At 72.8% G+C, this 19,496-nt stretch carries 18 protein-coding genes; 8 read left to right on the forward strand and 10 right to left on the reverse strand.

Annotated features, from left to right (window positions below):
- Positions 1–132: 132 nt before the first annotated feature.
- A complete protein-coding gene (locus tag ACZ52J_RS25330) occupies positions 133–1,347 on the reverse strand; it encodes a glycosyltransferase (protein WP_465621962.1) in 1,215 nt (404 codons plus the stop codon).
- Between the two features lie 201 nt (positions 1,348–1,548).
- Between ACZ52J_RS25330 and ACZ52J_RS25335 the strand changes: the two genes are divergently transcribed.
- Positions 1,549–2,352, forward strand: a complete 804-nt coding sequence (locus ACZ52J_RS25335; RefSeq protein WP_465621964.1) for a DUF4037 domain-containing protein — start codon at positions 1,549–1,551, stop codon at positions 2,350–2,352.
- Positions 2,353–2,549: 197 nt separating this feature from the next.
- On the opposite strand, the gene ACZ52J_RS25340 is transcribed toward ACZ52J_RS25335, so the two are convergent.
- Positions 2,550–4,289 (reverse strand): 2-isopropylmalate synthase, encoded by a 1,740-nt coding sequence (locus tag ACZ52J_RS25340; protein ID WP_465621966.1) that lies wholly within the window; start codon positions 4,287–4,289, stop codon positions 2,550–2,552.
- A gap of 180 nt (positions 4,290–4,469) precedes the next feature.
- Here ACZ52J_RS25340 and ACZ52J_RS25345 point away from each other — a divergent pair, with 180 nt between their 5' ends.
- From ACZ52J_RS25345 to ACZ52J_RS25370, 6 genes are all read left to right on the forward strand, one after another.
- Complete coding sequence (locus tag ACZ52J_RS25345) at positions 4,470–5,153, forward strand: FadR/GntR family transcriptional regulator (protein ID WP_465621968.1); 684 nt, start codon at positions 4,470–4,472, stop codon at positions 5,151–5,153.
- Between the two features lie 576 nt (positions 5,154–5,729).
- Entirely contained in the window at positions 5,730–8,624 is a 2,895-nt protein-coding gene (locus tag ACZ52J_RS25350; protein WP_465622217.1) for a sensor histidine kinase, read from the forward strand.
- Entirely contained in the window at positions 8,624–9,079 is a 456-nt protein-coding gene (locus tag ACZ52J_RS25355; RefSeq protein WP_360490420.1) for a roadblock/LC7 domain-containing protein, read from the forward strand. The genes ACZ52J_RS25350 and ACZ52J_RS25355 overlap by 1 nt, the downstream gene beginning before the upstream one ends.
- A 5-nt stretch (positions 9,080–9,084) precedes the next feature.
- Positions 9,085–9,555: a DUF742 domain-containing protein gene (locus ACZ52J_RS25360; RefSeq protein ID WP_465621970.1), complete on the forward strand. Its 471-nt coding sequence runs from the start codon at positions 9,085–9,087 to the stop codon at positions 9,553–9,555.
- 2 nt (positions 9,556–9,557) lie between these two features.
- Positions 9,558–10,193 (forward strand): GTP-binding protein, encoded by a 636-nt coding sequence (locus tag ACZ52J_RS25365; RefSeq protein ID WP_465621972.1) that lies wholly within the window; start codon positions 9,558–9,560, stop codon positions 10,191–10,193.
- A 120-nt stretch (positions 10,194–10,313) separates the two neighbouring features.
- Positions 10,314–11,513: an FAD-dependent monooxygenase gene (locus ACZ52J_RS25370; RefSeq protein ID WP_465621974.1), complete on the forward strand. Its 1,200-nt coding sequence runs from the start codon at positions 10,314–10,316 to the stop codon at positions 11,511–11,513.
- A 51-nt stretch (positions 11,514–11,564) separates the two neighbouring features.
- Here the strand turns inward: ACZ52J_RS25370 and ACZ52J_RS25375 are convergent, their stop codons facing one another.
- The 7 genes from ACZ52J_RS25375 to ACZ52J_RS25405 all read right to left on the reverse strand — a co-directional run bounded on the left by ACZ52J_RS25375 (position 11,565) and on the right by ACZ52J_RS25405 (position 17,804).
- Positions 11,565–12,167: a DUF4328 domain-containing protein gene (locus ACZ52J_RS25375; protein ID WP_465621976.1), complete on the reverse strand. Its 603-nt coding sequence runs from the start codon at positions 12,165–12,167 to the stop codon at positions 11,565–11,567.
- Positions 12,168–12,277: 110 nt separating this feature from the next.
- The gene (locus ACZ52J_RS25380; protein ID WP_465621978.1) at positions 12,278–13,492 is read right to left on the reverse strand and encodes a transferase; all 1,215 of its coding nucleotides are present in this window, start codon (positions 13,490–13,492) and stop codon (positions 12,278–12,280) included.
- Between the two features lie 270 nt (positions 13,493–13,762).
- Positions 13,763–14,614, reverse strand: coding sequence for a serine hydrolase (locus ACZ52J_RS25385; RefSeq protein ID WP_465621979.1), 852 nt, complete (start codon positions 14,612–14,614; stop codon positions 13,763–13,765).
- Positions 14,615–14,739: 125 nt separating this feature from the next.
- The gene (locus ACZ52J_RS25390; RefSeq protein ID WP_465621981.1) at positions 14,740–15,546 is read right to left on the reverse strand and encodes a hypothetical protein; all 807 of its coding nucleotides are present in this window, start codon (positions 15,544–15,546) and stop codon (positions 14,740–14,742) included.
- A 138-nt stretch (positions 15,547–15,684) separates the two neighbouring features.
- Complete coding sequence (locus ACZ52J_RS25395) at positions 15,685–16,191, reverse strand: SigE family RNA polymerase sigma factor (RefSeq protein WP_360490434.1); 507 nt, start codon at positions 16,189–16,191, stop codon at positions 15,685–15,687.
- A 288-nt stretch (positions 16,192–16,479) separates the two neighbouring features.
- Complete coding sequence (locus tag ACZ52J_RS25400; protein WP_360490436.1) at positions 16,480–16,887, reverse strand: VOC family protein; 408 nt, start codon at positions 16,885–16,887, stop codon at positions 16,480–16,482.
- 110 nt (positions 16,888–16,997) lie between these two features.
- Complete coding sequence (locus ACZ52J_RS25405) at positions 16,998–17,804, reverse strand: flavodoxin family protein (RefSeq protein WP_465621983.1); 807 nt, start codon at positions 17,802–17,804, stop codon at positions 16,998–17,000.
- A 139-nt stretch (positions 17,805–17,943) separates the two neighbouring features.
- Between ACZ52J_RS25405 and ACZ52J_RS25410 the strand changes: the two genes are divergently transcribed.
- Entirely contained in the window at positions 17,944–18,849 is a 906-nt protein-coding gene (locus ACZ52J_RS25410) for a LysR family transcriptional regulator (protein ID WP_465621985.1), read from the forward strand.
- Positions 18,850–18,921: 72 nt separating this feature from the next.
- Here ACZ52J_RS25410 and ACZ52J_RS25415 read toward each other — a convergent pair whose 3' ends face one another.
- Entirely contained in the window at positions 18,922–19,467 is a 546-nt protein-coding gene (locus ACZ52J_RS25415; RefSeq protein WP_465621987.1) for a hypothetical protein, read from the reverse strand.
- Between the last annotated feature and the right edge of the window lie 29 nt (positions 19,468–19,496).

The raw sequence follows: 19,496 nt of genomic DNA on the forward strand, positions 1-19,496 counted from the left end.
GGAGTTTTTCAGAAAGAAAGGAAAACAACTTCCGGAAGAGGGCCCCAAATCCCTCCACCAACCCGCCCTCCCCACCTTCTGGGGGGGGGGAGGCCGCCCCCCCCCCCTCCCCACTCCGCCCGGGGAACGGTTTCAGCCCACCGCGTCCAGCAGCAGCCTCGCCGCCACCGCGGTGCCGTCCGTGCGGATCTCGCCCGCGACGGCGGCGGCCCGCCGGGTGGTCTCCGGGGTCAGGGCCTGCCGGAGGGCGGCGGCCAGGGAGTCGGCCGTCGGGGTGGGGCCGTCGTGGGCGACGCCGATGCCCAACTCTGCCACCCGCGACGCCCAGTACGGCTGGTCGACGATCTGCGGGACCAGGACCTGGGGCACACCGGCGCGGGCGGCCGTGGTGGTGGTGCCCGCGCCGCCGTGGTGGACGACGGCCGCGACCCGACGGAACAGCGCCTGCTGGTTGACCTCCCCGACGGCGAAGCAGTCGTCCGCGCCGTCGACCTCGGCCAGCTGGGCCCAGCCGCGTCCCAGCAGCACCCGGCGGCCCTGCGCGCGGACGGCGTCGACCGCCGCCCGGGCCGCGCCCGGCGCGTCGCGCAGCGGCATGCTGCCGAAGCCGACGTACACCGGTGCCTCGCCGGCCGCCAGGAAGGCCTCCAGGTCGGCGGGCATCGGGCGCTCGTCCGGCAGGATCCACGCGCCGGTCTGCTCCACCTCGAGGTCGGCCGGCAGCCGCCACGGGTCGAGCGTCGGGTCGGTGGCCAGCCACGGGCGGTCGGTGAGGACGTGGTCGCGGACGTTCTCGACCACCGGCAGCCCGACGGCCGCCCGGTGGTCGTTGACCGGCCCGCCGAACAGCGCGTTCATGGCCCCGATGTTGAGTTCCCACAGCTCCCGGTGGTCGGTCACCTCCGCCGGGTACGGCTGTATCGGGTACTCGAACGGCCGGTGGTGCGGGGAGGGCAGCACGGTCGGCTGCAGCGCGAGGTACGCGAAGCGCGCGCCCAGCTTCTCGGCTGCCGCCTGCGCCCCGGCCACGGCCGGGAACAGCCCGGTCGCCACCACCGCGCCACCCGGCTCGGCCGCCCCGAGCACCGCCTCGTAGAACTGCTCGACCAGCGCGGCCGCCCGCTTCGGCAGGTCCGACGGCGCCGGCGGCGGCCCGCTCACCAGCGAACGCACCGACTGGCCGACCGGCACCAGGTCCACCCCGACCTCGGCCAGCCGCGCCGCGAACTCCTCGTCCGGCGGCGCGCACACCCGCACCTGCACGCCGAGCTCCCGCAGCCGCAGCGCCAACCCGGCCAGCGGCTCGACATCCCCGCGCGACCCGTACGCCGACAACACCACTCGCATTCGTGACTCTCCCGTTTTCGCCGGTCCTTGGGCTTGAGTTGGTGATTCTGCGGCATGACGGGGGCCTTGCGGCAAGGCCCCCGTGGCTCTATATCTTGAGAGTGGCGAGGAGTGAGTTCACCTCCTCTGCTTCCCTCACCTCGTCCTCCACTCCCCTCGGCCGTTCGACCCTTCCGCCTTTCGCTCTGTCAGACTCTGTCCATGCGAACGATCATCGAGGGCATGGCCGATCAACTGACCACCGTGCCGGGCGTGGTGGGCGTGATGCTCGGGGGCAGCCGGGCGCGGGGCGAGCACAGTGCGGGCTCGGACTGGGATCTCGGGGTGTACTACCGGGGCGACCTCGACCTGGAAGCGCTGCGGGCACTGGCCGGCCCCGGCGTGGAGGTCGCCGGGCCGGGCGGCTGGGGGCCGTGGGTGAACGGCGGCGCGTGGCTGCGGGTCGACGGCGTCGCCGTGGACTGGATCCTGCGGGACCTGGACCGCGTCGAGCAGGTGTGGGCGGACTGCCGCGAGGGCCGCTACGAGGTAGGGGTGCAACCGGGCCATCCGCTCGGATTCTGGTCGCCCTGCTACCCCGGCGAGGTGGCGTGCGGGCAGGTACTTGCCGACCCTGCCGGCGAGTTGACGGCTCTGAAGCGGCAGACCGCACGCTACCCCGAGCCGCTCCGCGAGGCCCTGACGGCGGCCGCCTGGGAGGCCGGGTTCCTGCTCGACGTCGCCGAGAAGGGAGCCGCCCGCGCGGACGCGCTGTACGTCTCGCTCTGCCTGTCCCGGGCGTTCGGCGTCCTGGCGCAGGCCCTGCACGCCCACGACCGCCGCTGGTGCCTCAACGAGAAGGGTGCCCTGGCCGTCGCCGAGCAACTCACCGCCGCACCCGAGGACTTCGGCCGGCGAGTCCGCACCCTCCTCGCGGCACCCGGCGGATCGGCGCACGACCTGACCGCGACGGTCTCCCGGGCACAGGAGCTGACCCGGGAGACCGTCGTGGAGCTCGGACGCTGACCGACCATCAGGCGGAGCGGCCCTCGGGCCGAGCGGCCTCAGGCAGATCGGACGGACTGCCGTCCGGACGGTGTTCCGCTCGGTTCGGCGTCACGGCGGACGGGGCTCCATGAGTCCCTCTCATGACCCCGGCCTATGAGTTCCTCGCATACCCCGACCCATGAGTCCCTCGCATGACCCCGACCCATGAGCCCCGCTCATGACCCCGACCCATGAGCCCCCCTCATGACCTTCCCGGTAGCGCCGCCGGCGGCGGCCCGGCCCGCCGCGCTCAGCACCGCCCGTACGCCGGCTGTGAGGACGGAGGTGTCCCGTCCGGCGCCCCAGACGACCCGGCCTCCGATCCGTGCCTCGACGTAGGCGACCGCTTCGGGCCCGGAGCCCACCGCGTGTTCGCTGAAGGAGAGGATCTCTGCCCCGACCGCGTCCGCGACGGCGTCCAGCGGTCCGACGCCGGTGCCGCGCCGTCCGTCGACCTCGGCCCAGTCGTCACCCACCTGCCAGGCCCATGAGGAACTCTCATCGAGGTACTCCGCCCGGAACAGCCGGTACAGTTCCTCGCCCGTCACTTCCCTGCCGCTGTCGTCGGTCGCCTGCTGTACGGTCCGCGCGAACTCGATCTGCAGTCGTCGGGGCAGCTCGAGCCCTTCGCCGGCGCGCAGCAGATAGGCGATGCCGCCCTTGCCGGACTGGCTGTTGACGCGGATCACCGCCTCGTAGTCGCGGCCCAGGTCGGCCGGGTCGATCGGCAGGTAGGGCACCGACCAGGGTGCCTCCCGTTCGGGGACGCCCAGTTCGGCGGCGGTTTTGGCGTGTTGCACGAACCCCTTCTTGATGGCGTCCTGGTGGGTGCCGGAGAAGGCGGTGTGCACCAGGTCGCCGGCGTACGGGTGTCGTTCGTGGACGGGCAGCCGGTTGCAGTGTTCGACGGTGCGCCGGATCTCGTCGATGTCGGACAGGTCGAGCATCGGGTCGACGCCCTGGGTGTGCAGGTTGAGTGCCAGGGTGACCAGGTCGACGTTCCCGGTGCGCTCGCCGTTGCCGAACAGGCAGCCTTCGATCCGCTGTGCGCCGGCCAGCACCGCGAGTTCGGCGCAGGCGACGCCCGTGCCCCGGTCGTTGTGCGGGTGGACGGAGAGGATCACCGCGTCGCGCCGTTCCAGGTGCCGGTCCATGTACTCGATCTGGTCGGCGTAGACGTTGGGTGTGGCGATCTCGACGGTCGCCGGCAGGTTGTGGATGACCGGACGGTCGGGACTCGCGTCCCACAGCCGGGTCAGCCCGTTGCACACCTCCAGCACGTAGTCGGGTTCGGTCAGGTTGAACACCTCGGGCGAGAACTGGAACCGCAGGCCGTCCCGGCCCTCCCCGAGCCGGGCCGTGTGGGTGGCGGCTTCGGTGATGAGCGCCCGCAGCTCCGCCCGTTCCTTGCCGAGGACGACGTCCCGCCACAGCGGCGCGGTCGCGGTGTAGAGGTGGACGACGACGTGCGGCAGGCCGGCGACGGCCTCGAAGGTGCGCTCGATCAGGTCCGCCCGGGCGGCGGTGAAGACGACGACCGTGACGTCTTCGGGGACGGCGCCGGGGGTGGTGGCGAGTTGGCGGACGAAGTCGAAGTCGGCGCGGCTGGCGGAGGGGTAGCCGACTTCGATCTCCTTGAAGCCCATGGCCAGGAAGAGGTCGAACATCCGTTGCTTGCGCGTCGGGTCCATCGGTTCGGCGAGGGCCTGGTTGCCGTCCCGCAGGTCGACGGGCACCCACAGCGGCGCCCGCTCGATGCGCCGGCCGGGCCAGCGCCGCATCAGGGCGGGGACGTGGACCCGGTCGTGGGCGGGGCGGTAGCGGTGGGAGGGCATGGCGCCGCCGCGTTGCGGGTTCCAGGCGGGGGTGTCGGCCGGGACGGGCCCGGCGGGGGCGTGCAGGGTCGGGAAGATCATGCGAGTTCCTCATGACGCATACCGGTGACCGGCAGGTCGGCGCCCCGCAGCGGGGTGCCGGTCCGGTCACGCCCCGCTGCGGCCACCAAGAAGAAGGCCCCCCACGGGGAGGATCCACGGCTGCATGTTGGGTAGAGTACCCACGACACAAGTCCTCAGACAACCTGACAGGTGAGCCCGATGATCCCGCTCCGCCCCTCCCCCCTCGCCGAGCAGGCCGCCGCGCGGATCGAGGAGCAGATCCGGTCCGGCCAGTGGCCGGTGGGCGGGAAGCTGCCGGGCGAGGTCGCACTGGCCAAGGAGTTGGGTGTCGGCCGCTCGACGATCCGGGAGGCGCTGCGCACGCTCGCCGCGGCCGCAATGGTGCAGAGCCGCCAGGGCTCCGGGGTGTTCGTCACCGCCGACCGCCCCGCCGAGGACTGGCCTGCCCGGCTGCGCCGCGCCGAACTGGCGCACGTCTACGAGGTGCGGACGATGGTCGAGGTGCAGGCCGCCCGCCTCGCGGCCACCCGGCGCACGGAGGCGGACCTCGCCGCCCTCGACGCCGCACTGGCGGCCCGCCGCGCGGCGGGCGGGGCCGACGACACCGCCTTCGTGGACGCCGACATCGCCCTGCACACCGCCCTCGTGACTGCTGCCCACAATCCCGTCCTGGACGACCTCTTCGCCCAGTTCGCCCCGGTTCTGCGGGAGCAACTGGTCACCCTGGTCGGCCTGTTCGACCTCCGGACCGAGGACCCGAACCAGGGCTACGACTCGCACGCCGCTCTCGTCCGCGCCGTTCACGAGGGCGACCCGGAGGCCGCCGGTCGGGTCCTGGCGGCCGAGCTGGAGGCCACCCGCTCCCGCCTCCTGGCGGACTGAGCCTTCCGACGGACCGCACCGGCGAACGTGCCCGGTGAACCCGCCGAGGCCCGGTCCCGTTGAGTCCGGTGGAGCACCTGCCACGGGCGCTCCCGATACGGCGTCACACAGTTTTCACACGGCGGCCACCCGCCGGCCGCGCGACGCGTTGACACTGTGTCAAGCGAGTCCGGAACAGCCTGCTCCGCATGCATACAGTCAACGACTGAATGACATTGTGTCCCATGTGTGTGCAAGCACCGCCCAGGTGGCGAACGGGCTTTCACTCCAATCACACGGTATGACTAGTATCGCTTCGTCAAAAACCCGTGCCCGGACGGCCCGGCCCCTTACCGGCCGGCCGCCAGCCCCAAGGAGTCTGCTCTGCGCGCGCGTGCGAATCGGCGGCCCCCGACGCCGAAGGGCCCCCGCAGGCGTCCACGCCTGTCCCTGCGGACGGCGCTGCTCGTCCTGGCCGTCGTCCCCAGCATCGCCCTCGTCGTCCTCTGGGCGGTCACCAGCGGCGAGACCGTCTTCGACTTCCAGCGGCAGGCCGCCCAGGGCCTCCTGGCCCAGAAGGCCGGCCAGCCGTCGAACATCGTCTACTACAACCTCCAGGAGGAGCGCCGGCTCAGCGCCGAGGCACTCGCCCGGCCCGGCGCCAACACCGACCAGCTACGCCGCCAGCGGCAGTCGACCGACGACGCGGTGCGCCAGTTCCAGAGCCTGTCCGGCGAGACCGCCGACAGCGCGCCCGGGGAGGTGCGCAGCGCCGTCGCCGAGGCCCGCCAGGCCATGGGCAAGCTGGCCGAGCAGCGCGCCGCCGTGGACCGCGGATCGGTCGACCAGCAGACCGTCTACGCCTACTACACCGACCTGATCGCGGTGGACCTGCGGCTGTTCACCGCGCTCAGCCACGTGGACACCGGCGAGGTCACCTGGATCTCCAAGACCCTGGTCAACGCCTTCTGGGCGAAGGAGATGCTGGCCCGCGAGGACGCCGTCCTGGCTCGCGGCTGGCCCACCGGCCGGCTGAGCACCGCCGACTACCAGGCCGTCCAACAGGCCATCGGCGCGCAGGACCACCTGCTCACCGTCCAGGTCCTCCCGTACATCCCGGACGGCGAGGCCCCCGCCTGGCACGACCTGATGAACAGCCCGGCCTGGCAGGCCAAGGCCGCCGTCGAACAGCAGCTGACCAAGCCCACCGCCGCCGACGCGGCCGGCACCGTCAAGCTGCCCGCCGCCCAGGACCAGTGGCGCCAGGCCCTCGACCAGCTCAACCCCCCGCTGGTCAAGGCGATCGAGACCCGCACCAGCGGCATCGTCGAGGTCGGCAAGGGCACCATCCTGAGCCTGCTGACCCGGGTCGTGCTGACCACCGTCATCGGCCTGATCACGGTCGTCGCGGTGGTCATCGCCTCCTGGCGGATCAGCCGCTCGCTGCGCCGCCGCATCAAGGAACTGCACACCCAGGCCGAGGAGATGCGGCGCACCCTGCCCGAGGTGGTCGAGCGCCTCGGGCGCGGCGAGCAGGTGGACGTCGAGGCCGAGACCCGCACCATCACCGCCGGCCCGCACGGCAACGGCACCGACGAGCTGGCCCGCCTCGGCCTGGCCCTCAACCTGGCCCGCGCCTCCGCCCTGGAGGCCGCCGTCGGCCAAGCCGAGCAGCACCGCGGCTTCGAACGGCTGCTGCAGCGCATCGCCCGCCGCACCCAGCTGCTGATCGGCCGCCAGCTGCGCAAGCTGGACGAGCTGGAGCGCAAGCACGAGGACCCGGAGGTCCTGGAGGGCCTGTTCGACCTCGACCACCTCACCGCCCGTCTGCGCCGCTACGAGGAGAACCTCGTGATCATGGCCGGCGGCCAGCCGCAGCGGCGCTGGCGCAAGCCCGTCCCGCTGCTCGACGTGCTGCGCGCCGCGCAGGGCGAGGTGCAGGACTACCGCCGGATCATGCTCGACGTCGAGGGCCACCCGTGGCTGTCCGAGCGGGCCGTCGGACCGGTCGCGCACGTGCTCGCCGAGCTGATGGAGAACGCCACCACCTTCTCCAAGCCGCCCACGCCGGTCGAGGTCCGGGCCGCCCTGGTCGGCCGCGGGCTCGCGATCGAGATCGAGGACCGCGGCCTGGGCATGGACCCGGCGCAGTACGACGCGGCCAACGAGCTGATGAGCCGTCCGCCGCGCACCGACGTGCTGGCCCGGGCCGACGACATCCGCCTCGGCTTCCACGTGGTCGCCCGCCTCGCCACGCTGCACGGGCTGAAGATCGAGTTCCGCCCGTCGGCCTTCGGCGGTACCCGGGTGGTCGTGCTCGTCCCGGACGAGCTGGTCATCGACGGCGACACCGGGCTGCCGGACGGCTCCCCCGGCGCGCCCGCCGAGCCCATCCCGCTGGTCCGGCGCTCGCGCCGGGCGGTGCGCTCGGCCTCCGACGAGGTGCCCGCCCAGGAACCGGCCGGACCGCCGGTCGCACCGGTGGAGTCCTTCGGACAGGGCCACTTCGTGCCGCAGGCCGCGCCCGTGCCACTGGCGGTGGCGGCGGCTCCCTACCCGGCGGGCCCCTACCCGGCGGGCCCCTACCCAGCGGGCCCCTACCAGGCTGCGCCCGAGCAGGAGGTGCCCCACCCGGCAGCCCCCGCGCACGAGGGTCCCGTACCGGCGGATCCGGTCCAGGAGGCACCCGTACAGGAGGCAGCCGTACAGGAGGCCTTCCCACCGGTGCCGGCGGCCCCCGCCCTGGAGGCGCCGTACCCGTCGGTTCCCGTCCAGGAGCCGTTCCCGCAGGGGCCCTCCTCGCAGCCGCCCTTCCAGGAGCAGCCCCTCCCGCAATCCGCCCTCCCGCTGTCCCCGCTCCCGCCCGAGCATCCGATCGAGCACAGCTCCCCCGGCGACCCCGCGCCCGCGGGGGACACCCCGGCCTACCCGGACATCGCCTACGCCCGGGTCACCGAGGCCGAGGCCCCGTACGCCGACGAGCAGTACCGCCCGGCCGACCACTACCGGCTGGCCGAGCGGCGCAGCACCCGCGAGTACCCCACCTCGGTGCCGTACAGCCCGGCCGAGGGCGGGCAGCCGCCGCTGCCGCAGCGCGTGCGGCAGGCCAGCCTGGCCGCCGAGCTGCGGGTGCCGCCGCCGGCCCCGCAGTGGGTCGAGCGCCCCGCCGATCGCCCCGTCGAGGCCGGATCCGGGGCCGGGTCCCAGGCCGGGACCGGGGTCACCGCCGACGCCGCCGCACCGCCCGCGGGCCCGTTCCAGCGCTCCGACCGCCCGGTGCGGCGCGCGGGTGCGGCAATCGGTGCCTTCCAGCGCCAGTCCCGTGCCGCCCGGGCGCAGGACAGCGGCGAGCACCGGCTGCCCGCGGGCCCCACCCCGGCGGCTCCCCCCGCCCCCGGCGCCCCCGCCGGTCCCCCGGCTCCCGCGCCCGGCCCCTCCCCCTGGGCCCTGCCTGCCGCGGACTCCCGAACCACACGAACGGATGACCAGTGATGAACCGCACGATCGCCACCCACCAGGACCTGGACTGGCTGCTGGACGGACTCGTCGACTCGGTGCCCGGGACCAGGAACGCCGTCCTGCTCTCCGACGACGGTCTCGTGGTGAGCCACTCCCGCACCATCGAGCGGGCCGACGCCGAGCGCCTGGCCGCCGTCGCCACCGGCCAGCAGAGCCTGGCCCGCGGCGTCGGGCAGCTCTTCGACGGCGGGCCGGTGCACCAGGTGATCGTCGAGCTCGCCGAGTGCTGGCTGTTCATCATCGCCGCCGCCCAGGGCACCCACCTGGCCGTGGTCGCCTCCCAGGAGGTGGACGCCGAGGTGATGTCCGTCGCGATGCACACCCTGGTGCAGCAGGTCGGCCAGAAGCTCACCACCCCGGCCCGCAGCGAGAACGCCCCTGGTGCCCCCGCCTCGTTCGACGTGTTCGCCGCCCGGAACCGGGGCTGACCCGGGTGGGCCCGTACGGGAACGACGCCGCGCGGGAGGACCCCCTGCGGCGCGGCGCGGTGCCGCACTGGAGCGAGCTGGAGGAGGACGCGGAGGACGAGACGGGCAGCATGGTCCGCCCGTACACCATCACCCGCGGCCGCACCGCGCCCGAGCGGGACGACCTCACCCTCATCACCGTGCTCACCACGGTCGAGGAGGAGGCCGCCGTGGCCCTGGCGCGGGGCAGCCGCGCCGGTGCCCGCGGCCTCCAGCCCGAGCACCGTCTGATCCTCGACCGCTGCCGGCGCCCGGCAGCCGTCGCCGAGGTGTCGGCCGGCCTGGACCTCCCGGTCTCGGTCACCAAGATCCTGCTGGGCGACCTGGTCGCCCAGGGCCTGCTGAAGGCCCGGGCGCCGCTCTCGGTGGCCCGGGCCGCCGGGGGCGTGGACCTCGGCCTGCTCACGGCCGTACGCGAAGGACTCCGGAGACTCTGAACATGGCAACCCCCCGCTCCGCCATCGGCGACCCCACCGCCACCCACTCCGCCATCGACAGCCCCGCGGCCGCCCCGGCCGCCCCGGCCGCCGTCAAGATCCTCATCGCCGGCGGCTTCGGCGTCGGCAAGACCACCCTGGTCGGCTCGGTCAGCGAGGTCACCCCGCTGCGCACCGAGGAGTACCTGACCCGGGCCAGCGTCGGCGTGGACGACCTGTCCGGCGTCGACCAGAAGGACACCACCACCGTCGCCCTGGACTTCGGCCGGATCACCGTCAGCCCCGAGCTGGTCGTCTACCTGTTCGGCACGCCCGGGCAGGAACGCTTCTGGTTCATGTGGAACGACCTGGTCAACGGCGCCCTCGGCGGGATCGTCATCGCCGACACCCGCAGGTTGGAGACCAGCTTCGCCTCGATCGACTTCTTCGAGAGCCGGGGCATCCCGTTCGTGGTCGCGATCAACTGCTTCCACAACACCAACACCCGTACCCCCGACGAGATCCGGGCCGCGCTCGACCTCGACCCGCAGGTGCCGATGCTGCTCGGTGACGTACGCGAGCGCGCCTTCGGGCGGGACCTGCTGCTCGCCCTGGTCGACCACCTGATGGAACTCGCCGCCGCCTCCCCCGTCGGCTGAACCGTCCTTCCTCCTCCCCCGGCTATACGTCATCCCAGCTTCACCCGTCATCCCAGCCTCACACGTCGTCCCAGCCTCACCCGTCCCCCGGCTGAACCGCACTTCCCTGGGAGCACCAGCATGACCACACCCCTGCGCGTCCTCGTCCACGGCGGCGGCATCGGCGGCCTCACCCTCGCCACCGCCCTGGCCAAGCGCGGCCACCACGTCGATGTCGCCGAGCTGCGCGAGCAGTTGGAGGCGCTCGGCGTCGGCATCATCCAGCCGTCCAACGCCCTGCACGTGATGCGCGAGATCGGCGTCCTGGACGCCTGCCTGGCCGCCGGCTTCGAGTGGGAGGTGCTGACCATCTGCGACCCGGCCGGCGCCACCCTCGCCAAGATCCCGCAGCCCCGGATGGGCGACGCCCCGTCCAACAACGGCATACCGCGTCCCGCCCTCGCCCGGGTCCTCGCCGACGCGGCCGCCAAGGCCGGCGCGACCGTCCGCTTCGGCACCACCATCGCCTCGATCTCGGACCACACCAGCGGCGATGGTGGCGGCGCAGGCGCAGGCGGCGGCGCAGGCGCAGGCGGCGGCGCAGGCGCAGGCGGCGGCGTCGACGTCACCCTCACCGACGGCCACGCCGCCCGCTACGACCTGGTCGTCGGCTTCGACGGCATCGGCTCGCCGCTGCGCAAGCACCTGTACGGCGAGACGTACGCCCCCGAGTACACCGGCTTCGCCAACTGGCGCGTGACGCTGCCGCGTTCCCCCGAGGTGCGAGGCGTGGTGATGTCCGCCGGCAACCTCGAGGCGAAGGCGCTGCTCACCCCGATCAGCGAGGAACTCATGTACCTGGGCTCGGTGTTCGCCGAGGCCGAGAACTTCCGTCCGGACCCGGAGCGCGCCCACGAGCAGCTGCGCGAGCGCCTGGCCGGCTTCGACGGCCCGATCGCCGAGGCGCTGGCGCAGGTCACCGACCCGGCCGCCGTGGTCTACTCGCGGATCTCCCAGGTCACCGTCGAGGACCCGTGGCACGTCGGCCGGATCGTCCTCGCGGGCGACGCCGCCCACGCCTCCACCCCGCACCTGGCCCAGGGCGCCGCGATGGCCGTCGAGGACGCGCTCGTGCTCGCCCAGAGCCTGGACGCCGCCGACACCGTCCCGGCCGCCCTCACCGCCTGGGAGGAGCGCCGCCGCCCGCGCGCCATGTGGGTCCAGGGCCTGTCCCGCGCGATCCTCAAGCAGGAGACCGGCACCCCGACCACCCCGGAGGAGGACGAGCTCCTCAAGGTGGGCATCCCGGGCGCGGCGCACGTCCTCGTCCAGCCGTACTGACGGCTACGCCTGGTCGGCTGCCGGCAGCCGGCAGCCGGCAGCCGACCAGGCTCAGCGGAGTGCTTCAGCGCGCCGCTGGGTCTGCCAGCTGCCGATCCGGTGAATGGTGTAGATGATCAGCACCCCGGCGAGCACGTCGAGTGCGGCGGCCACGGTGCCCAGGTACACGGCACGGCGCAGATCGTCCTCCGAGAGCGCGTCCTGCATGACCTGGTACGTGTAGGCCCGCCCCACGTAGCCCCCGATCACCCACGCTCCCCACCAGGCGGCGAGCAGCGGACCGGGATTCGACCGCCGGGGCGCGCTGGCCTGCCAGATGTCCGTCACGACCTGGTACGGGATCCACAGGTTCGCCACCGGGGTGATCCAGGAACCGACCGTCCAGCCCCGGGCCCGGCGCTGGCTGCTCGGGCCGCCCAGCGACTCCGCGTTGATCCGCGCCCGCCACAGCCAGGCCAGGAACACCACGCCGGCCGCGACGACCAGTACCAGGCCCTTCCAGAAGGTGAAGAAGCTCGAGAAGTCATCGGCCGCCTGGAGCTCCGACTCGGTCGCGTTCCCCGCGAGGGCGTCCTCGACCGCGAGGTAGACGCGCCAGTCTGCCACCGTGAGCAGGACGTCGTACAGCAGCGACAGGAGGATCAGGACCGTCACGGCGACACCCCAGCCGGTCACGGCCCGGCGCTGCCCCGTTCCGCCCCCGCCCGTGCTCTCGAACGTGCTGCCTTGCTGCGGATGGTCCACGTTTCCCCCAGAGTTCGTGTTCACCAGAGTCCGATCAACTGCAGTGCCCGATAGCCGAGCCAGCCCGCCAGGACCACCGCGACCACCAGCCCGAAGCCCGTGTGAGCAGCGATGTGCGTCACGAACCAGGCTCTCAAGACCATCGTCCGCCGACGCGGCCCCGAGGACGCCAGCGCTGTCCCCACCGCACGAGCCACCTCGGCTGCGGGCGTTTCCCTCGCGCCGAGACTCGCTCGCTGGTTCCAGCCCCGCCACCCCTTGAGCCGGAGCCCCACCGGGAACACGCGGGGCGTCCAGGAGCCGTCGAAGACGATGACGGCGGAGATCCAGTGCTCGCCGGTGCCCGACCCTTCCGGCGGTACGGGCTCGGGCAGGTACGCGCTCAGCCGGGCGACCAGGTCGGACGGGGCGCCGCCCGGAACCAGCAGGACCAGTTTCTTCGCGGGCTGGGTGGTTCGCGCCTGCTCGACTTCCCACCACAGCCCGTCCCCCTGCCCGAGGCGCAGGACGATGAGCTGGGACAGGTCCATCAGCCGCAGCACGGTGGGCTTCCAGTCGTCCAGCGGCAGGTAGAAGCGGGCCGCGCCGAGATGCGGCAGGCGCTCCTCCGGCCGGCCCACCGCGATCACGGGGCCGACGGCGCCCAGAGCGCCCGCGAGCTGCTCCTCCCGCGTGTGGAGGTTGATCTCCGCTACGTCGTCGACCTGGGCGGCGCTGTCGTCGTCACCGAAACTGCGCAGGTAGAGGACGGGTTGGCGGCCGCTCAGCAGCAGGGCCCGGGCCGCCGGTCGAGCCGCGTACGGGCGGGTGCGGCGCAAGATCAGGAAGCCTGCCGCCAGGGCCGCCAGACCGCCGAACAGCAGCAGGAACTGCGCCTCCAGCGGCATCTTGTGGCCTTGCTTCTCCGACTCGGTGACCGCGTAGAATCCGCCCCCGAACAGCATCAGTCCCAGGCCGTTGGCCAGCCGGAGCGCCCTGTGCCACGGCTGCCGGCGCGGCACGTACCGGCTGACGATCCGCACGAGCTCCGCCGCCCCCGACCGGCGGCGGTGGCGCAGCCACAGGACCGGCCCGAGCAACACCAGGGCGGGCGCCCCGAACCAGAGTGCCAGGGTCGCGTTCCGGCCCACCTGCTGGCCCATGCCCACGCTGACCAGCAGGTGCAACGCGACGTAGGCCGACAGGACAGTGAGCCCCGTGACCAGTCGGGCGAAATTCCGCAGGCGCGACGACACTTCGGCTCACCCCCAAGCTCTCCCCCGACAGTGTGAGCGGAATGCCCCGAGTCCATACCACTTTTGACTGATCGTCATGCACGCGGAGACCGTCTTGTATCCGTACGGGACGGCGGGGCACGGCAGCACCCCGGCGGACGGCCTGCACGCCGGTCGAGACCGGGTACTTCCGGTTCGCCCGGCCTGCGGCTCCGGGCGATCGGCTGCTCGCGCTCGATCAGCGGCGCTTCGAACTCACCGGGCACGACGGGTTCGTACGGATCAACCTGCTCAACGAAGCGGCGCTGGACGGGCTGACGGCCCTCGCCCGTTCATCTCCCCGCCGAGGGTTCCGCTGACGGCCCCGCCGGTGGCCCCGCCGACGGCCCTGCTGATCTGCCCGCGTCGTGCCCAGACCGCCGCCGAGATGCGGGCCAGGAGGCGGGCGGCCGGATCGGTGCGGTCGGTGCCGGAGGCGAGCGGGCCGGTGTAGCAGACGGCGAGGAGGTACGACGGGCAGTCCCTGGGGTGAATGAGGCCCACGCTGTGGCGGACGCCGGGGAACCAGCCGTTCTTGAACGCGATCCGGGTGCCCGGGGGGAGGCCGGCGGCGAGGTCCACCCGGAAGTCGTTGTCTTCGAGGAGCGCGAGGAGTTCGGGCTCCCCGGCGAGCGAGTGCAGCAGCCGGACCAGGTCGCGGGCGCTGACCCGGTTGTGCACGCCCGCTTCGCGCGCCGCGTAGTCCTCGATCCCGCGCGGGCTGGCGCTGCGGGTCGCCCCCGCGCGGCGCCAGACGTCGGCGACGGCCTGCGGGGTGGTGCGGGCCAGGCAGAGGTTGGTGGCGAGGTTGGAGGAGTGCGTGATCATCCGCTCGGCGAGGAGGCGGAGGGGCACGTGGGTACCCAACAGCTCCCAGGGAAGCGGATCGCTGTCCCAGTCCGGATCGTTGCCGAAGTCCCCGCCCACGACGGACGCGAAGCGGTTCACCACCGGAACCTCGGCATCGAGGTTCACCCGGCTACGGGTCAGCGCGGCCAGCACCGCGACCTTCATCGTGCTCGCGGCGTCGTGCAGTTCATCCGGATTACGGACGAATACCGGCTCCGCCACGCCCGCCCAAGGGGCCACCACCACAGAGAGCATGGAGGAAGAGTAGGGGACGGGGAGGCCGCTCCGACCCCCACCGCCACCGCGTGAAGGAAAAGGAGTGGGAAGTCGGCCGACCCGACTTCCCGCTCTCCGCCACGGGCTTTCGGCAAGGCAACGCGTCAGGCGAGGGCGCCGAGGATAGGCGCCCAGGTGGCACCGGTGAGTGCGGCCACCGCCTGCTGCTCGGTGAGCGGGGGCGCGGCCCGGGTCGGCTTCGGCGTCTCGCTGCCGGTGCCGCCGCCGGTGCTGTTCCACTGCACCATCTGGAGCTGCGCGCCGGTCGACTTCAGGGTCACCGTCACCGTCCAGCGGTGGGCGGTGTCGGCACCCGCCGGGTGCTTGGCCGCGTTCTGCTCGGCCATCACCACGGCACCGCCGGGAATCGCGGCACTGCTCGGCAGCTCGCTCAGCGTGCAGATGTCACCCTTGGCGCGCGCGGGCGTCCGATCGCAGCTCAGCCCGTCGCCGTCCCTGAGCGGCAGCTTGAGCCGCACGGCAGAGACGCCGACGAAGGCGGCGCCCTGACCGTCGTCCAGGACCAGTCCACCGTTGGCGACGTACCCGCCGGACGGGTCCGAGGGGTTGTTGCTCTGCCCGGTCTCCTGGCTGAACCGGCCCCCGGGGAACGTCGCCTCCAGGGCCTGGATCATCTGGGTGTCGGTGATCGCGGAACGGGGCGTCGCCAGCGCAGCCACGGTCTCCATGTCGGATCCCGCGGAGCGGCCCCAGGTGAGCGCGCCGGGCATCACCAGGCCGGCGGCCGCGAGCACGGCGCAGGCACCGACCCCGGCGATGACGCCGGCGGTGCGCCGCCGCCGGCGGCTGCGCCCGCGCTCGACGGCTCCGCGCATGAGCGTGGTGAGATCGGGGTCGAGGGAGTCGGTCGTGCGGTCCAGGGCATGTGCGAGGTCTGCTTCGAACGGCATGCTGGCGTCACCTTTTCTGTCGCTGCTGGGGGCTGTGTGGCGGCTTTGACCTGCGTGCACCGGTACTCGGTGCGGCACTCGGTGCGGCACTCGGTGCGGCACTCAGTGCGGCACTCAGTGCGGCACTCAGTGCGGCACTCAGTGCGGAACCAGGTCGGACAGGCTGTCGCCGAGCAACGCACGCACCCTGCCGAGCGCGCGGGTGCCCTGGGAGCGGACCGCGCTGCTGCTCAGCTTGAGCATCCGGGCGGTCTCCTCGATGCTGCGGTCCTCCCAGTAGCGCAGCAGCAGCACCGCCCGGTCGCGGGGCGGCAGTTGGCCGAGCGCGTCCAGCAGGGTGAGCCGCAGCGCGGTGTCCGGACCGGACGCCGCACTGTCGGGCATGGTCCCGACGGGGCGCTCCCCGGTGCTCCGCCGACGCCGCAGGCTGAGGAAGGTGCGGACCAGGACCGTCTGCGCATAGGCCTCCGGGCTGTCCGCACCGGCCACCCGCTTCCAGTGCACGTACACCCGGCTGAGGGTTTCCTGGACCAGGTCCTCGGCGAGGTGCGCGTCGCCGGCCGCGAGGACGTACGCCGAGCGGTACAGCGCCTTCGCCCTCGCCGCCACGAACTCCAGGTACTCGGCCTCCTGTGCTGATTTCACGCGGTCCCCGCCCGTTCTCTTGTTCCGTGATCCCCGTGCATACCCCTGATGACTACGTGGGGCGCCAGGATGTCGCGCGGGCGGGAACCCTTTCTTCAGGGAGCCGGAATACGGTCGGCCCCCGAGCGAAGACCTCCGTCGACAACCGCCAGGTCTCGGCTCAGGGGCCGACGTACGCGAACACGCCTCCGCGAGGGTGTCACATCACCGTGTCACAGCAAGGCGTCACAGCAAGGCGTCACAGCAAGGCGTCGCACCAAGGCGTCGCACCAAGGCGTCGCAGCAAGGTCAGGCGTCGGCGCTGCCGCCCCGGCCGCGCTCGCGCAGCGAGATGCGGTTGCCGTCCGGATCCACGGCCTCGATGGCGATGCCGAACCTGTAGTCCTCCGGCTCCGGGCGGTCGAAGGTCACACCACGGTCGCGGAAGACCTTGAAGTCCGCCCGCAGATCATCCGATTCGAGGATGACCGGACCGGGCGCGGCGCCCAGCAGCACCTCGGACGGCTGCCCCGCGGCCGCGTCGTCGGCCCACAGGATGATCTCGACCGGGCTGCCGGGGACGCCCACGGTGAGGAAACGCCCACCCGGGTTCGGGAAATCGATGCGCTTCTCCAGGCCGAGCTGCTCCGTGTAGAACCTCAGCGCGCGGTCCTGATCGGTGACGTAGAGCGTGACGTACATGACGTTGGTGAGCATCACGGTGTCCTTCCATCTGTCGGTCTGCGGTACTTCACCGACGGACCCCGGCAGACGAATGTGACGGACGGACGAGAGAAGGCTCCGCGATCCGCCGGTCCGGTCGGCCGTCAGGCGCCGGTCAGCACGGCCGGCACGCCGTCCGTCTCCCTGAGGGAGGCCGACAGGGCGCGCGCCTCGTGCTCGGTCATCCGGGGAGTGTCGTACGGCACGGCGTTGACCCAGCGCTGGGTCAACCGGGCGATCCGCTCGCCGTAGCGCCGCGCGGTGATCCGGTCGCCGCGCGATCCGGCGTGCTCCGGCCCCAGATCGGCATGACTCTGACTCATCAGACCCAGCCACGAACCCAGCCGGTTCACATCGTCGCGGGTGCCGCCGCTCCAGTTGTTGCCCGGCATGTCGCCCACGCCGATCCACTGCATGCCCAACTGCGCGGCGAAGACCGCCAGCTGCTCCAGGACCGTCAGCTTGTCGCCGCTCTGCGACGCGGACATGGTGAACCCCCCGGCCAGCTTGTCCTTCCACGCCTGCGTGACGAACGGCGTGAACGCCGCCTCCATGAACGCCTTGAACACCGCCGACACGCTGCCCATCAGCGTCGGGCAGCCGAGGACGATCGCATCGGAGCGCTCGAGCAGCGCCAGCACCTCGGCATCGTGCCAGCGGCCCGCGACGACGTCCTCGGGCCGGACCTCGACGAGATACACCCGGGCGCCCGGCACCTGCCGCGCCCCGTCGGCGAGGTGCTCGGCCAGCACCCGGGTGTGCCCGTGCACCGAGTGGAAGACCACCGTCACCGTGACCTCCGGCGGCTCCTGCCCACGGTCAACGCCCGCGCCCTGCGTGCGGTCAGCACCCTCGCCCTGCCCACGGTCAACGCCCTCGCCCTGCGCACGGTCAACACCACTGAATGCCATGTCTCTTCACTACTTCCGGTCGATCGTGGGGAAGCTCCCCGCTTGCCCACCCATCACAGCCCGCGCACGGCACGGCATCAACGCCGAACTCCGGCACACAGCGATCGGCCCCACCGATCGATCGCGTTAGCCTGGTCCCGTGGACAGGATCGAACTGGAAGCATTCGTCGCCGTCGCCGAAGAACTCCACTTCGGCCGCGCCGCCGCCCGCCTGCACCGGGGGCAACCCACCGTCAGCGACGCCGTCAGACGGCTGGAGAACACCCTCGGCGGACGGCTGTTCCACCGCACCAGCCGCCGGGTGGCGCTGACCGACCTCGGCGAAGCACTGCTGCCCGACGCCCACGCCACCCTCGCCCAGCTGCGCCGCTTCCACCAACGCGGACGTTCCCTCGCCGCCGGCGGCCGGACCCGCGCCACCCTCGTCGTCGCCCACGCCGAATACACCGGCCACCAGTTGCTGCTGCACTGTCTGCCGCAACTGCGCGACCGCTTCCCCGACGTGGCGATCGTGCCGGAGGCCATGCCGACCACCGCCCAACTCACCGCCCTGCGGGCCGAGACCATCGGGCTGGGCATCGGCTGGGCGACCGGCGACATCACCGGCGTCCGGGCGAGGGTCCTGTCCACCGAGAGGTTCGTGGCACTCGTCCCCGCGGCCCACCCCTTCGCCGGACACGCCGAGCTCCACGCGTCCGAACTGTCCACCACCGACCTGCTCACCTGGCCCCACCAGATCAACAGCGGCCTCTGCGACCGGCTCCTGTCCGCCTTCCACATCGGCGGGGCCGACCTGCGCATCATCAGGACCGCCGACAGCGTGCACGCCATCGCCGCCCACGTCGCCGCCGGCACGGGCATCGGCATCACCGTCGAATCCGCACTCGACCACCAGCCGCCCGGCCTGCGCGTCATTCCCCTCGCCGGTCCCTCGACCACCGTCGACCAGGTCGTCCTCACCCCCACCGAGCCGTCGGACACCGCCACCGCCCTGCTCGACCTGCTGCTGCGCGCCGCGGCACAGTCACTCCCACGCCCGGCATGAGCAAAGCTCATGGAAGAGCATCCCCCTTCGAACCCATCCGACTGCCGGTCGCCCCCGCAGGCGACCGGCGGGTCAGCGGGCCGGGTCCTCGAACTGCCGGATCTTGTCACCGGCGGAGAAGACCTGCCGCCCGCCGGCGTCGAGGGCCGTGAGGTCGGTGGCGGTACCCGGCTTCACCGCGTAGGCGAAGAACCCCCGCCCGCCGGGTGCGGCCGTGATGGCGACCGGCCGGGGTGCGCCCGCGCTGCTGTGGGCGAGGAGGCCCGCCACGCTGGGGTCGGCGGCGCCGTACACGAGCAGGACGCGGTCGTCCAGGCCGTCGACGGCGACGTTGACCGGGACGGTCTTCGAGACCGGCGGGTCGCAGCCGTGCCCGGTGGCTCGGTGGTCGACCGAGGCCTGGGTGCAGAGTTGCCCGTTCTCGGCCAGGAGGTCCACCTGCCAGGGGATACCGTCCACCTCTCCCTGGGCGATCACCGCGACCCGCGGTGCGTCCGTGCCGGGGAGGGTGGTGGCGGCCGCCGGGGCGGGGGCCGCGGGCGAGCCCGAGCCCGCGGGGCCGCAGGCGGCGAGCGCCGCGGCCAGGGAGAGCAGGACGACGGGGCGGGTCCGGCGCATGACCGTTCCTTCCGGTACCGGAGCGGAGG

Source organism: Kitasatospora sp. NPDC034035 (genome assembly GCF_055575755.1).